At 62.5% G+C, this 13,914-nt stretch carries 10 protein-coding genes; 3 read left to right on the top strand and 7 right to left on the bottom strand.

The window, feature by feature from the left end; translation table 11 throughout:
- Positions 1 to 3: 3 nt before the first annotated feature.
- The 5 genes from RZE77_RS11825 to RZE77_RS11805 all read right to left on the bottom strand — a co-directional run bounded on the left by RZE77_RS11825 (position 4) and on the right by RZE77_RS11805 (position 9,640).
- Complete coding sequence (locus RZE77_RS11825) at positions 4 to 1,869, bottom strand: tannase/feruloyl esterase family alpha/beta hydrolase (protein WP_319442008.1); 1,866 nt, start codon at positions 1,867 to 1,869, stop codon at positions 4 to 6.
- Between the two features lie 515 nt (positions 1,870 to 2,384).
- Positions 2,385 to 4,409, bottom strand: coding sequence for an alginate lyase family protein (locus RZE77_RS11820; protein ID WP_319442007.1), 2,025 nt, complete (start codon positions 4,407 to 4,409; stop codon positions 2,385 to 2,387).
- 417 nt (positions 4,410 to 4,826) lie between these two features.
- Positions 4,827 to 6,155 (bottom strand): hypothetical protein, encoded by a 1,329-nt coding sequence (locus RZE77_RS11815; RefSeq protein ID WP_319442006.1) that lies wholly within the window; start codon positions 6,153 to 6,155, stop codon positions 4,827 to 4,829.
- Positions 6,156 to 6,544: 389 nt separating this feature from the next.
- Positions 6,545 to 7,459 (bottom strand): LysR family transcriptional regulator, encoded by a 915-nt coding sequence (locus RZE77_RS11810; RefSeq protein ID WP_319442005.1) that lies wholly within the window; start codon positions 7,457 to 7,459, stop codon positions 6,545 to 6,547.
- Between the two features lie 303 nt (positions 7,460 to 7,762).
- Complete coding sequence (locus RZE77_RS11805) at positions 7,763 to 9,640, bottom strand: tannase/feruloyl esterase family alpha/beta hydrolase (RefSeq protein WP_405547460.1); 1,878 nt, start codon at positions 9,638 to 9,640, stop codon at positions 7,763 to 7,765.
- Between the two features lie 426 nt (positions 9,641 to 10,066).
- Between RZE77_RS11805 and RZE77_RS11800 the strand changes: the two genes are divergently transcribed.
- Positions 10,067 to 11,164, top strand: coding sequence for a porin (locus RZE77_RS11800; RefSeq protein WP_319442003.1), 1,098 nt, complete (start codon positions 10,067 to 10,069; stop codon positions 11,162 to 11,164).
- Between the two features lie 101 nt (positions 11,165 to 11,265).
- Here RZE77_RS11800 and RZE77_RS11795 read toward each other — a convergent pair whose 3' ends face one another.
- Positions 11,266 to 11,490 carry a hypothetical protein gene (locus RZE77_RS11795; RefSeq protein ID WP_319442002.1) on the bottom strand — a complete coding sequence of 75 codons (225 nt, stop codon included), beginning with the start codon at positions 11,488 to 11,490 and terminating at the stop codon, positions 11,266 to 11,268.
- A 63-nt stretch (positions 11,491 to 11,553) separates the two neighbouring features.
- On the opposite strand from RZE77_RS11795, the gene RZE77_RS11790 reads away from it, so the two are divergent.
- Together RZE77_RS11790 and RZE77_RS11785 are read left to right on the top strand one after the other, a co-directional pair.
- Positions 11,554 to 11,880, top strand: coding sequence for a response regulator (locus RZE77_RS11790; protein WP_319442001.1), 327 nt, complete (start codon positions 11,554 to 11,556; stop codon positions 11,878 to 11,880).
- 235 nt (positions 11,881 to 12,115) lie between these two features.
- Entirely contained in the window at positions 12,116 to 13,060 is a 945-nt protein-coding gene (locus RZE77_RS11785; protein WP_319442000.1) for an AraC family transcriptional regulator, read from the top strand.
- Here the strand turns inward: RZE77_RS11785 and RZE77_RS11780 are convergent.
- Positions 13,057 to 13,911 carry an alpha/beta hydrolase gene (locus tag RZE77_RS11780; protein ID WP_319441999.1) on the bottom strand — a complete coding sequence of 285 codons (855 nt, stop codon included), beginning with the start codon at positions 13,909 to 13,911 and terminating at the stop codon, positions 13,057 to 13,059. The two genes, RZE77_RS11785 and RZE77_RS11780, sit on opposite strands and share 4 nt — an antisense overlap.
- Between the last annotated feature and the right edge of the window lie 3 nt (positions 13,912 to 13,914).

Here is a 13,914-nt window from a genome sequence, read left to right as displayed (position 1 = left end):
CACCTACGAGCAGGTGTAGCTCGCCGCCGAACCGGGGTCGCCACTGGTGTAGGTGATCTTCTTCGGGTATACGCAGATGGGACGGGTTTTCGCTGCGGCACCGCCGAGGGTCTGCAGGGTCAGCGCATCCGGAGCGGTGCCTTTTTCCACCCACGCCGTCAGCGCGTCGTAGAACTGGGTCGGTGTGAAGTACGGAACTTCCGCTGCCGGGTTGGACGTTCCGTTCGGATTGCCATGGCCGGCACCCGGCACCAGATAGAGCCGATAGAAGCCCTGGACATCGCTCAGCCCGCCGATCTTGGTGGCCACCCTGTTGTAGTAGTTGACCGTCCCCTGCGCCATGATGAGTTCGTCGGCCAGACCATGCCAGGTCAGCATCTTGCCGCCGCGATTCTTAAACGCGGAGAGGTCCGGGTTGTCCGTGTTGATGTTCCCGAACTGCGGCTGCAGCGTCACGCCGCGGTCGTACGCATTGCTCAACTGCGCGTAGCTCAGCTGCTTCCAGAGCGATTGACCGTTGCCGGTCGCATTCACGAACGAAGGGTCGCCGATGGTCGAGTTCTGCAACTCGAGCGCCACCTGGTCGGACGCGATGGGGAATGCACCGTTCGGGCTGGTCAGGCCATTCAAACCGAAGCCAGCGAACATGGCGCCGTACAGCGAAGTTCCGCGGCTTTGTCCGAACCAGCGCTGGTTTGCGGAGCCAGGCAGCGTGGAGGACGATGCGGCGGACCAGCCGTTGTCGGTCGTCGGCGACGGTGCCGAGCCATCGGCGGTCATGCCGTACCAGACCTTGTTGATGGCCGCGGCTTGCACCTTCGTGACGCACGCGCTCGTTGCGTTCGTTCCGCCGTCGGATGTGCAGAGAACCGTGAGATCTGTCGTCGGGTCGTACGTACAGGACGCAGGGTCGAGCACATACCCCAGGTGCTGGCCGGCCACCACATCGCACGCGCCAACAGCAGCGTTGGAAACCAGATCCTGCTGGGCCCGCGTCGGTGCAACGCCACCCAGGTCGCGCTGGAAGACGATCTGCGGATACAGCTCCGCGGTGATGAACCTCGTCCAATTGATGGCGGGATAGTTGGCGATGATGCCGTCGAAGTCGGTGGGGTTGTTCTGCGCCAGGTTCAGGCCCTGCCGTCCGCCCGTCGAGCCTCCGTCCCAGTAAGCGTACCTGGCCGGCGTTCCGTAGTAGGCCGCTGCCAGCGCTTTCGTCTTGACGGCCTGTTCATGAATGCCTCGGCTGGCGAAGTCGGTCCACAACGTCTTGTTGATGGTGCCATCCGGGTTCATTGCGAACGAGCCGCCCGCGAGCGAGGCATGGCCGGTATCCGTGGTCGATGAGACGGCGCCTTCCTTGCCGGCCACGTCGGCCGCGTCGCTGCTTGCAATCGCTGCCGCGCTGCCGGCGACACCCCCTTGCCAACCACCGCCGCCCAACGCATGAATGCGCGAATTCCAGGCGGCTTTCGACGGCAGCCAGATCTCGATGCCGATGCCGGGCGACGTCGAAGGCGCACCCTCGGGTCCGGAGTTTCCAGGCCCGACATTGAGTTTGACCATGCAGACGTCATTGGCAGCCACCGGCGTTGTCGCCGTCGCCGCACCACCCAGGACAAGAGCGTCTCCCTTCTTGAATGACTTGACCGCAACAACGCTTGTACTGGCGTCGGGCTTGAAACTCGCCTTGAGCGTGTCGTCACACGTCAGCGGCGCAGGGCCTGAAGGGGGCGGCACCGTGGCGACGGGGGGATTGCCGAATCCGATGAAAGGCAGGGTGTTGTTGTTGCTGCCGCCGCCGCCGCACCCACTGGCGAGAACGGCTGCGACGATCGCGGAAACTGCCAAAGGCTGGTGGGTTTTCATATGTCTCCTTCGAGTTGGGGATGGCTGCAAGAAATTGCATCTTCTTTCCTATCCCGAAGTGCAACATGAACTATTAAGCATCCTCCATGAGTTCCGTTTGCACGGGTTATCCCGCCGCTAGGGAATACGCCGTGCAGTGGCTGGGTGCAAATTGGCCCACCAAAGCAGCCCAGATCGGGCCTTTTTCGCCCCGCCGCCCGGAAATATAGTGCATGTCATTTCAGCTTTGCCTCGCTCTGTCGGGGGCGAAGGACAGGCCTGCCCTCTCGACGGGTCAGGGCCCCGTGCCAGCGCAGCAATCTCCGTGGCGCCGTTGCAAACGGCTGAGTCATCCAACCCCGCAAGCCGCCGCCGTCTCGCTGGCGCACCGTCTCATCGTTGGAGCCCTGGAGCTGCCAGTCCTTCGGATCACGCTCGACGAGATTGGCGTCGGGCGTGCTGGTGACCGAAAGCGCTGGACGCGCTCCGCGTGGCCGAAGTCGTACTTGCAGCCAACCGGTCGTGCCGGAGTAGAACTATTGCGTCGCCGAGTTCTGGTCGACGGCGCTTTCAGCGTTGCCGGAGTTGCTCGCGCTGTCGTTGGCAGTGCCGCCGGTGGCAGCCTTGACCATCGGACGGCCCGGTGCGGCGCTGTCTTCAGGAGAACGGCCGCTCGTTCCGGCGGAGTTGCTCGCCGCGACGGTGTAGTAGTAGGTGGTGCCATTGGTCACGGAGGTGTCCGTGTAGCTGCTGCCCGTGACGCCCGATGCGATGGTCTCGTAGGGCCCGCCGCTGAACTCGGAGCGGCCGACCGTGTAGCCGGTGGCCCCGAAGGACGCCTGCCAGCGCAGCGGGACGGCCCCATCGCCCGGCGAAGCCAGCAGCATGGCGGGTGCCGCCGGGATGACGCGCGGCGCCCCACCGTCGCCGCCGGTGATCTGGACATTGCTGAAGACGCTGTTGTTCAACTTGCTTGTGACCGACGAGACCACCAATCCGACATAGATCGTGTCGGGAACGGGGGCGACGATGCGGCCGACATCGGTGGCGGCCCAATTGGTGCCATCGAGAGAAACGTAGCCTGTGACGATGTTCCCGATGCGCTCGAGCTTCACCCAGTGAGTGGGCCCGGCGCTCACACCCTTGTTCGCGTAGTTCGAGCCGCCATACACCGCCAGTTTCGTCATGTTCTGCACGACTTCATTCTTGTAGTTCATCGCCATCCAGGCGCGCGGAGCGCCTGGTTCCAGGCTTGTGCGCATCATCACGCCCGCCACTGCGGACGGGTGGGTGTTCTCGAGCGACTCGACTTTCGCGATGATGGCGCTGTTGCCAGTGAGGGCCTTGTAGACGAAGTGGGAACTGTCGAGTGCGCCCCAGATACCCCAGCCTGACCCAGCCACGTTCCATTTGCCGGCGGCGTATGTGGCCGTGCCGGCCAGGCTGGCGCCCCCGATGTCGGCACTGCTGAATCCCGAGGTGATCGAGGCTGTCGAAGGAATGGGCAGCGCCTGCGGCGGCGTTGCCTTGGAGGTGTCGGACTCCCTGAGGAACATGAAGCTCGTGCCGTCCACCGATGTCCCGAGGAGCCTCTGCGCGATGAAGGGTGCCTGGAGTCCCTTGCGCAGGACGTAGGCGCCATAGAGCTGGGTCAGCGCCGTGCTCCCGCGATTGGCGCCGCCCCAGCCGCGATTGGTGACGTCGGTGAGGTAGTAGCGATCGGTGGTGCCGAAAGGAAGGGCTGTCGTTGGGACGAGCTCGTTCACTCTCGCGAAATATTCACCCGCGGCCAGCAAGCGGTTGTCGAAATCGGAATAGATGTCGATGCCTTGGCTCCAGAGCGCTTCGGCGAGCACGGTCAGTGATCTGAGTTGCCCATAGGCGTGCCCCTGGTCGCGGAGGTAGTCGCCGAGCATGCCGATGTCGTTGGAATTCCGCAGCCCGATGTGGGCCAGCGTGCGGGCCTGATAGACGACCCTGTCCAATGTCTCGATGTCGTCGTTGTAGATCGCCATCAGCCCAAGAGCGAGGAGGGACAGTGCGCCCTTGTTGGCGGCGCCGAACATGCTTTCGCCATAGGGGTTCGCCGCCGGCATCAGCACGTCCTTGAAGTACTTCTTGACGATCTCCGTGTCGGCCTCCTTCCAGCCCGGCCAGGTGGTGCGCAGGATTTCCGCGCCGCCGACGAAGTCGAGCGCGTAGTCGCCCAGGTCGAGCATCGACTCGCGACCCGAGAACTCGGTCTGGGTGGTGGCCCACCCCAGTAGCAGCCACTTTGCGATCTCCGCGTATCGCTCGTCACGGGTGAAGTACCACATCCGCGAGAGATTCGAGATCGCGACCATATCGGAGCGCCAAGCATTGAGATTCTCGTCGGGGGCGCGGCTCACCTTCGCGAACGGGCCACCACGCCCTCGGTAGCTGAGCCTGGAGTTGGGACTGTTCGCCAATTGGTTGTAGCCGGACTTCCACGGCTCCCTTCCCTGGTCGATGTTTGCCTTGAGCGTCGCGAGATCCGAGAGGCTGACCCCAACGCCCGGGTGCTTGATGACACGGGCCACGGGGGTGCCGTCTCCCGGGGCGGCGGGGGTTTCGGGGGTGACACCCGTGGTGGCGGGAGTCTCCGGCGCGCCTCCCGCGACGGCGGGGACCTCCGGGGTGCCCCCGGCGACAGCAGGGGCCGGAGCGATCGCCTGGAAGCTCCCCGAATCTCCGCCCCCGCAACCCGGGAGTACGACCGCGCTCAACACGAGCAACGCAGCAGCAAAAATGGTTCTGTCAAACATAAGAGAGCCTTGAATTAATGCGCGGAAAAGTCGCGGGGTAAGGAACGGGCCAACAGCTTTCCTGGAGGCGTCGATTTCATTGATGAGCCACGAGCCGCCTTGAAGGCTTTTCGGCTCGCGAGGCGGGCGAATCCTGGCGTTCATCCAAGAAGACGTCGCAGCCGGATCACGTGCGATTGCGGCGTGCGATCGCTACTTCAGGGCCGCACCGCCTCGCGCCAGGTACTGGCCCGAGAGGCGGGCGAACTGGCCGCCGTCGGTGGCGAGCGAGGTCTGAAGGCTGCCGCCTCGGCTGAAGACGATGGCGAAGGTGTGGATGTCGCCGTACTCCTGGGCGTTGCGCAGCATGTAGTCGACGTGGTTGTCGCGGTAGTGCAGGTCGGTGCCGCCGGGCGTATCGGAAGGCACGCCCATCGGCGTCTGCCACCACAGGATCGGGAGTCCGTTGCCCAGGGCTGCGCGGTAATCCGAAATCTGCTTCTGCGAGTCGTGGAAATTCGGGCTGGTCTTGTTGCTTGCGTCCCAATAGAACGTTCCGGTTCGGTCCTTGCATTCTTCGGGCCGCGGTGTGACTTCCCAGCAGCCCGCGTCGCGGTCGCTGGTCTGGGCGACGATGAAGTCCGCCTTGTCTGCCCCGACCGCGCGCATCTGCGCACCGATCTCGCCAGCGGTGCCGCTCCAGAAGGAGGGCGGGAACCCCACCAGCGCCTTGGGCGCGATCTGCCTGCCCATCTGCACGAGGCATTGGCCGAAACCCGCGGCGGTGTCCGGCAACCCGGCGCATTCAGGCTGGTTGCTCACGCGGGCTGGAACTTGCGTCGCATCGTGATCGGACCTCTTGGCCGCAAGGAATCCCCAGAAGTCCGGCTCCAGGTTGATCAGGACGGGCCCGCGCAGGTCCGCAATGAGCTGGTACATCAGCCGCGTCTGGCCCCAGTATTTGCTCATGAAGGCCGCGTCGTTGATGCGGCTCAGATCGCCCTGCATCTGGTAGAGCGTGAACATGGAAATCGCGCCGTAGGCCTGGTTGGTTTGCGCGGTGTATGTGATGAACGCGCCATCGGGACTGTTCCAGCTGGGCCAGGTTTTTTCACCGGTGCCCACGAGGTAGGTGTCGATGATGTCCGGGTGGATGTTCTGGCTTTTCATCTGATCCATCTCGCCCAAGCCGAGCCCAAACAGCACCCGCGCGGGCTTGCCCAGCTTGATCACCAGTGCGGTGGTCGCTGCGACGGACGAAGTGCCTCCATCTGTGCCGCCGCTCGTCCCACCTGTGCCACCGCCGCCTTGGCCGGTGCCATTGCTGCCTTGACTGCCATTGCCCAGACCGAACAGGCCGGCCAGGCCACTGCCCTGGTTGCCGCCACCTCCACCGCCGCAGCCAGACAGGAGCACCGAAAGCATCAGTGCACAAACGCATCCTCGGGGAAACATCACCATGAGTATTTTTTTAAGATTGAAAAAGACCAGCCGCCACGCGCGTTGCGCACTTCTCATGCAGGGATTGCTGTCGTCGCGCATGACCAACGGCGTGCCGCAGGCCAGGCCCCGATCCACTCGCCAGCCGCGCCATGAGGCGCACGATTCATGCCTCGGTTCCCCGCTGGGAAGAACACGCTGATCGAGCCCGGAAAGTGACGCGGAGCGTCGCTTCGGACTCACTGTGTGACAGTTATGGCCAGCTTTTAAGTGGAGTCCGACAAAAAAGGACATACCGGCGCATCAGGCCGAACCTGAACCAACACTTGCGCCTGACAAGGCGCTCCATTCACGATGCAGCGATCGACGGATCAGAGCAGCCGAGACCTCATCCCTTGTTTTTTTTGACTGCATCGAAAATCGAGATTCACTCACTCATTTTTCAGCGTAATGGCGTTGTTTTCTCACGCCGTGCGCACGGCCTCTGACCACTATGCACCGAAGGCCCGCACCCGATCCTGATGACTGAGCTTCTCCACAGCCATGTCGGCGAACGCCGTTACCGCCAACGGGCGATGCTGGCGACTGGGATAGACAACGCTCAGCCCGCGACCGGCCCGCGTGTACTGCGGCAGTACTCGCACCAGTCTGCCCGCCGCGATGTCTGATGCAGTCAGGATTGACGGCAGCGCCGCGATGCCAAGGCCGGCGCACGCGGCCTTGCGCAGGACCTCTTGTGCGTTGCTGTTGAAACGCCCGGTCACGCGCACCACCTTCTGCATGCCATTCATGTCCTGCAAGTGCCACGTGGCGCTGCCACCGGCACTGGACTGCACCACGCACTCATGCTCGCGCAGTTCCTCCAGTTCGGTGGGCATGCCATGCGCCGCCAGGTAGGAAGGGCTGGCGATCAGTTCGCCGTGGCTCGCGAGGATTCGCCGGATCACGTTAGTGGAGTCTTGCAAGGATCCGCCGCGAAATGCGACATCGATGCGATCGGCGATCAGATCGACGAAGAGATCGCTGAGCACGAAGTCCAGGCGCACAAGTGGATGCTTGGCCAGAAACTCCTCGACCCATTCCATCTGGAAAAAACCGAAGAAACTGGTTGGTGCAGCCACGCGCACCATGCCGCTGGGCTCCGCGTTGTCCGCCGCATGCAGATGATCGGCGTCGATGAGCTCCTCGACTGCCGGGCCGCATCGCTCATGGAAGGATTCGCCCGCGCTCGTCAGCGTGAGCTTGCGGGTCGAGCGCTGTATCAACCGCGTGCCCAACCGCGCTTCAAGTTGCTGGATGCGCCGGCTCAACGTGGCGGAAGGTACGCTCAACCGTCGTGCGGCCTCGGCAAAGCTGCCGCAGTGGGCCACTTGTACGAACATAGCTACTTCATTCAGATCGAGCACGAAAATTCTTTCTGTTGTTGTCCCTGTCCGCGCCGAAGTAGAAGTTAGCCACCGCCCGTGCCAGACACCCCGTCAGTCCAGATCGTTGCCGCCGTCCTGTTCGGGCTGGGACTCCTCCACGCCGCCGGTTGCGTTCGCATCTTCCACGTATGCACGATGGATGCCTTCCACGCGTGCAAACGTGATGGGCCAGGCGGCTGCCGGCCAGAGAGCAGGTGAACGGCCTCGCGTTGGCGACGACCAGTACGTCGGCCGCAGCGTCTTGGGCAAGACCGATCGCCGCCCACGGGAGCCAGATAGGCTTCACGAACACGTGTAGCTCACGGCTGTGTTCGGGTCACCGCTGGTGTAGGTCGCCTTCTGCGGGTAAACGCAGATGGGCCGGCTCTTCGTGACGGCACCCGTGCTGCTCTGAAGCGTGACCTTATCGGGTGCCACGCCGTTCTCGACCCAGTTCGTCAGCAGGCCATACATCTGCGTCGGCGTGAAGTTCGGGGGCGCTGCGGCCGGGTTTGAAGTGCCATTCGGCGTGCCGTGTCCCAGGCCTGGCACGAGGTATAGCCGGTAGAAGTTTTGGACGCCCGCGAGCCCGCCCATCTGGGCCGCGACGCGGTTGTAGTAGTTGACCGTGCCCTGCGGCATGATCAGTTCGTCAGCCAGGCCATGCCACGCGAGCATCTTTCCGCCGCGATTCTTGAATGCCGAGAGGTCCGGGTTGTCGGTGTTGATGTTGCCGAACTCGGGCTGCAGCGCCACACCGCGATCGAAAGCGTTCGCCAGCTGCGCATATGACAGCGACTTCCACAGCGATTGTCCGTTGCCCGTCGCGTTCTTGAAATTGGGCTCGGCGATCGTCGGGTTCTGCAGCTCGAGCGCGACCAGATCGGAGGCGGTCGAGAACGGACCATTCGGGCTGGCGAGGCCATTGAAGTACCCGGGGAAGTTAAACATCGCAGCATACAAAGAAGTGCCGCGCGTGAGGCCGAACCATCGGTGGGTGCCATTGCCAGGCAGCGTCGAAGTGGCGGCTTGTGCCCAGCCGTTGTCCGTTGCGGGCGATGGCACGCTGCCGTCATTCGTCATGCCATACCAGATCTTGTTGATCGCTGTCGCCTGAGTGCTTGAGACGCAGGCTGCGGTGGCGTTGCTGCCGCCATCGGCCGTGCACAGCACGGCTGCATCAGTGGTCGGGTCGTAAGTACACACGGATGGATCGAGAACGTAGCCCAGGTGCTTGCCGCCCACCACGTCGCATGCAGCGATCGCGGCGTTGGAGACGAGGTCCTGTTGCGCAATCGTGAGCGGCGTGCCGCCGAGGTCGCGCTGAAAGACGATTTGTGGGTACAGCTCCGCGGTGATGAAGCGCGTGAAGTTGACCGCTGGATAGTTCGCGATGATTCCGTCGTAGTCCGCAGGATTGTTCTGCGCGAGGTCCAAGCCCTGAAGCCCGCCTTTGGAACCGCCTTCCCAGTACATGTACTTCGGCGCCGAGCCGTAGTATGCAGTGGCCAGCGCCTTCGTTTTGACGGTCTGTTCATGGATCGCGCGCGAGGCATAGTCGATCCACAGCGTCTTGTTGATCGTGCCGTCGGGTTTCATCGCGAACGAGCCGTCGAAGGTGCTGTGGCCAGTGTCGGTCAGCGACGACACCGCGCCCTCGCTCGTCGCGATGCCCGCGGCATCCCAGAGACCCGAGCTCGCAATCTCGGTGGCCGAACCGGCCGCACCGCCCATCCAACCACCGCCACCGACGGCGTGCACGCGATTGTTCCAGTTGGCCTTCGCCGGCAGCCAGATCTCGATTCCGATGCCGGGCGATGTGGACGGCGCATCGGCGGGGCCAGGGTTGCCTGGCCCGACATTGAGCTTGACCATGCAAACGTCGTTGGCGGCCACAGGCGTCTGCGGAGTTGCCGCGCCGGCCAGCAGCAGCGCATCGCCCTTCTTGAACGACTTCACGGCCACCACCGTGGTGTTGGCATCGGGAGAGAAGCCGGTCTTCAGGGAGTCGTCGCACGTCAACAGCGATTGGGCGGTCGGGGCTGCGTCGGGTGGGGGGATCGCGGCCGGGCCGGGCTGGGGGATCGCGGCGAAGCCGGAGCTTCCGCCGCCGCTGCCGCCGCAAGCGGCAAGCGCAGCGACTGCCGCGATGAGGAAGGAACGAAACAACAGGGCCAACACAGTCTCCTTGGAACAGTGACGTCGACCCGGCGCTATGAGGCGCTGCGGAGTGGACAGTGGAGAAAACGAAACTCGCGACATCTTGTTTCCTTTCAAAGAATGAACGATGTCCTGACATAGCTAGCAGGGATCGACTTACTCCTTCGCCCGTTCGTGACTTGGCTGCGCGACCTTGTGGCGCCCTACGCCTTGTGAGCAAGGCAATATTTTTTGCGCTGCGTCGAACTGACGGGTTTGGGCAAGACGCACAAACCTTGGGCGAAAGCGCACGCGCCTTATTCGTTGCGCCAAACCGCCTCGCCAATCGTTGACCTCTAAATGATTGATGTCTAACGTGATGGATGTCGCTCGCTGAGGTGCCGCATTGAAACCCTGAGCGCAAGGCGCCAGGGCAGCACGTCGTTTTTTTCAACGAGGAACTAGACAATGCAGAGAAAACTTATCGCCAGTATTGGCCTGGCACTGGTCGCGGGCGGGGCATCTGCCCAGTCCGCAGTGACCATTTACGGCATCATGGATGCGGCCGTAGAACATGTGACCAACGTGGGCGCCGGGGGTGAAGGATTAACTCGCATGCCCAGTTTGACAGGCAGCGTTCCTTCAAGGCTGGGCTTTCGCGGAACCGAGGATCTCGGTGGAGGTTTAGGCGCTCTGTTTGCTCTAGAAATGGGCATCGCACCCGATAGCGGGAGCATGAACCAGGGGGGGCGCTCCTTTGGTCGGCAGTCATTCGTCGGCCTCTCCGGGCCTTGGGGTTCGGTGACCCTGGGCCGGCAGTACACCATGCTGTTCTGGTCCATCCTGGACGCGGACATTCTTGGGCCCAACATTTACGGCTCTTCTTCCCTCGACAGCTACATTCCCAACGCCCGCGCCGATAATTCCATCGCGTATCGCGGCACCTTCAGCGGCTTTACGGTGGGTGCGACCTATAGCTTGGGGCGAGATACCGTCAACGCCGGCCCCAGCCCTTCGGGTAGCAATTGCGCCGGTGAAAGTGCCACCGACAAGCAGGCCTGTCGAGAGTGGTCCGCCCTTATAAAGTATGACGCCCCCATGTGGGGTGCCGCGTTGGCGGTAGACGAAATGCGTGGCGGCGCCGGCGCCTTTGCGGGCCTGGTCAGAAGTGCCCTGAAGGACACTCGCCTGTCGGCCAATGGCTACGCCAAGTTGGGAGCGTTCAAATTGGGCGCTGGCCTGATCCGCCGAGACAACGAAGCCAGCGTCGCCGCGCCGCGCAGCGACTTGGCCTACTTGGGAGTCGCGTACATCGTAACCCCGCAGCTGGTAGTCGATGGTGAATTCTTCCGGTTGAAATTCAAGGGCAACTCCAACAAGTCGACGATGGTCGCCGTGCGCGCCACCTACAACTTTTCGAAGCGGACAGCGGTGTACGCGACTGCGGGCCGGATCAACAACGACGGAGCTTTGTCGCTGTCCGTCAGTAGCGGCCAGGCCGCCAGCAATCCAGTCGCGGGCGGCAGCCAAACCGCAATTGCGATGGGCGTCCGCCACAGCTTCTAGGAAAGGTCTGAACTCGTGAACCCGATGTCAGCTATGCATGTTCTGCCCCAACCAAATGCCCAAGCGGCAAAGTAGCAAGTAATGGCCAGGAGCGTGAAGTGTCAGCGATACTCGATTCCCTTCTCGACGACGAACGCCGCGCCGAGTGCTGCGTTAACGATAGAGCCATGGCCATGGGTTGGCCCATCATCGCCCGCCAAGTCACCATCCAACCCGTGCAGCGCAACAGCAGACTGCATCGCACCATCGACCGTGTGATCCAGACCAAGCCAGACGCGCCGGGCATGAGAGCCGCGCTGCTCACTTAGCTGTGCTGAATCGAGCAACTCTGAAGTTGTTGTACCGGTACGGCCCACAATCGGCTGGAGACTGTCCGGGAGGCAACCTGGATGCACTACCGCGCAGTCTTGCTCGACCTGTGCCTGCCCATCATGGAAGGGTTTGAGGCGGCTGCCGTGCTAAGGCAACGCGCGCGTTTAGAGCCGCCAATGAGGTCAAGTGCACTGGTCGCGCCGTACACCGGAGCCGCCAGGATTGTGAAGTTGACCCAATATGGATTTCCACTACGAATCAGCTTCGACGAAGCGTATGGCCGCATCGTCGATCACCTTGACCATCGGACTCACTCGAATCGGATTCGCGCACACGACAATGCCGGCGCACGATCTGCCCTGGGAATCACGAAAAGCTGGTCGTGCAGCGAGGGCAAAACCTGATCGACAGCGCTGCGATTCAGCAAGATGATTCGGGAGCAGCGGCCAAGGCCCGGCAGCTTGCGGTACTTAAGCCGAACGCCGCGTCTTCGGTAAGTACGCGCCGCGGCGCACACGGGAGTAACTTTTGCAGAACTCTCCACGGCAAAAGAGAGACGGCAGCTACGCCAGATGACCACTATGGCAGCGGCTGGCTGGGATCTTGCATGTGTTTGGACAACTCTAAAGCGCGGAAAAAATGGAAGTCGTCTCGATGTCAACGCAAGCCATGGCGCCGCAACAGCGCGGCGACTGGTGGCGTAGCTCCGTGAGCAAGATGATCCATAAGGTGGACATCGGCAAGCTTTCGGCGCGGGATTTCTCGGCGTGTATTTCGGCGCGCCGCGACGGGGAGATCAGTTGCGCGGATTTCCTTAGCGGACCGCATGAAGTTTCGTGTCCGGGCGATTCCTTCTCGGACGCCGGCCGTTCAGGCTACCTGGTCAGCTGGCAGTTGGACGGAGATGCGTACCTCTCTCACGGGGATTCTCGCAACGTGCTGTCGCCGGGGAGCCTGGCAATTGTGGACGGCAGAAAATCGATGCGCGTGCGCTTTCCAGGCCCCGTACACCGCATCGTCGCGAGCTTGCCGGCGCGCACCATCGAGGAGCGGCTGCCTACGCTTTTGCGCTCGCACTCGCTGCTGCTACGGCCAGCCGAGCCTGTTGCCAGTATGTTGATCTCGTATCTTAAGGAGCTTTCCAGCCAACAGTCGGCAGTCACCTCGGACGAGATGACACTGATGGCCGATAACGTCTGCAACCTGCTGAAGATAGCCGCAACCCGGGCAGGCATCGCGACGGCCGAGTCCAGAGAAATCCGCCAGCAGGCGATCGCGCACTACATCCGGCAGCAAGCGACCGATCCCGAATTGTCGCTACAACGTGTCGCCGAGCATCTTCACATCTCGCCCCGGCTCGTGCAAAAGATTTTGCACGAGATGGACACGAATTTTTCGACAGTGTTGATGGCAACGCGACTGCAAATGGCGGCCGAGAAGCTCCTGCAGCTGTCCGACACCACGGTGGCCGAAATCGCCTATCGCAGCGGCTTCAATGACATCCCCCACTTCAATCATCTCTTCAAGCGGCGATTCGGCCTGACTCCAAGCCAATACCGGGCCACATCTGGCGAGGTCTCTTAGCAGCCCGTAGACCGCTCGCTCAGAAGCGCGAGCAGCAAGCCACCTGGACCCTGAAGCGCGTCCAAGACGCTGAAATGGTCCTGCCCCGCTACGGCAATAAATCGACTTCGGTTACCGGCGCTGGCCCAGCGCTGAGCCATGGCTCGGCTTTGATCCTGAAACGCGGGGGTTTCATCACCCCCCACCAAAAAATAGCCCTCCGGAAGCTCGTTCGATCTCACCCGGTACAGAGGCGAGCAATCGTGCGCGTCCAAATGGTCCAGCACCAGCTTTTGATTAAGTGAGGTGTTCACCAAGGGAACAAGGTCAAACAGACCGCTGATGCAGATGACGGCCGACACCTGCGATTGCCATGCCGAAGACGTGTTCGCGGCAAGCTCGATCGCAAGATGAGCGCCGGCTGAGTGCCCGCACAAGAACAGCGGCAGGCTCTTGTGGCGGTCAGCTAGCGTCGCGATGAGCACGGGAACCGCAGCACGCACCGCCTCGGTGATCTGCGGAATCCGGACGTCCGGAGACAGCGGATAGTTGACCATGGCCACATTGAAACCGGCATCGGCCAAGGGCGGAGCAAGAAAACGGAATTGCGCCTTGTCGCGCGAGTGCCAGTAACCGGCGTGAAAGTAGAAGGCCGTGCCGCGCGCCACACCGACGGCAGGGCAGAGATCAAGAGTTTGCCGCTCATGCGGTCCGTACCGGAGATCCAATTGCCAGCAATTCGATGTCAAGGCTTGGACGTTGAGTGCGTCGAACCGGGAAAACAGGGAAGCAAAACTGCCGCGGAACTGTCCGGATACATACTGGTACTCGGTGTCGCCAGCGTGGTTCGGCCCCTCAGTTTGCAGACTCATCGG

Source organism: Variovorax sp. SPNA7, from assembly GCF_033807855.1.
In the GTDB taxonomy this organism is placed as follows: domain Bacteria; phylum Pseudomonadota; class Gammaproteobacteria; order Burkholderiales; family Burkholderiaceae_C; genus Variovorax; species Variovorax beijingensis.
The sequence above is the reverse complement of the archived record's forward strand: the minus strand, read 5'-3'. Positions and strand labels throughout refer to the sequence as shown.